This is a genomic window from Eubacterium sp. An3 (assembly GCF_002159465.1).
In the GTDB taxonomy this organism is placed as follows: domain Bacteria; phylum Bacillota; class Clostridia; order Lachnospirales; family Lachnospiraceae; genus Anaerobutyricum; species Anaerobutyricum stercoris.
In genome coordinates this window covers 1-549 of record NZ_NFIR01000113.1, presented here as the reverse complement: position 1 = coordinate 549, position 549 = coordinate 1, and the positions used below count along the sequence as shown (strand labels likewise).

The 549-nt window shown below is 55.0% G+C and carries 1 rRNA gene; it reads right to left on the bottom strand.

Features of this window, described 5'->3' with window-relative positions:
- Positions 1 to 549, bottom strand: a 23S ribosomal RNA gene (locus tag B5F87_RS20595); the annotation flags it as partial.

Below are 549 nucleotides of genomic sequence, written 5' to 3'. Positions count from 1 at the left end.
GCTTCGGTGTGGTGTTTCAGCCCCGGACATTTTCGGCGCAGGACCTCTCGACCAGTGAGCTGTTACGCACTCTTTCAATGGATGGCTGCTTCTGAGCCAACATCCTGGTTGTCTTAGAGATCCCACATCCTTTCCCACTTAACACCCACTTTGGGACCTTAGCCGGCGGTCTGGGCTCTTTCCCTTTCGACTGTCCAACTTATCTCGTACAGTCTGACTCCCGCACACCATCTGTCCGGCATTCGGAGTTTGATATCCCTTGGTAGGCTTTGACGCCCCCGCAGGAATTCAGTGCTCTACCTCCGGCAGACTCGTGCGAGGCTAGCCCTAAAGCTATTTCGAGGAGAACCAGCTATCTCCGGGTTCGATTGGAATTTCTCCGCTATCCACACCTCATCCCCACCCTTTTCAACGGATGTGGGTTCGGTCCTCCATCGCCTTTTACGGCGGCTTCAACCTGGACATGGATAGGTCACCCGGTTTCGGGCCTGCACATGCTGACTTAACGCCCTGTTAAGACTTGGTTTCCCTACGGCTCCGCACCTGAAG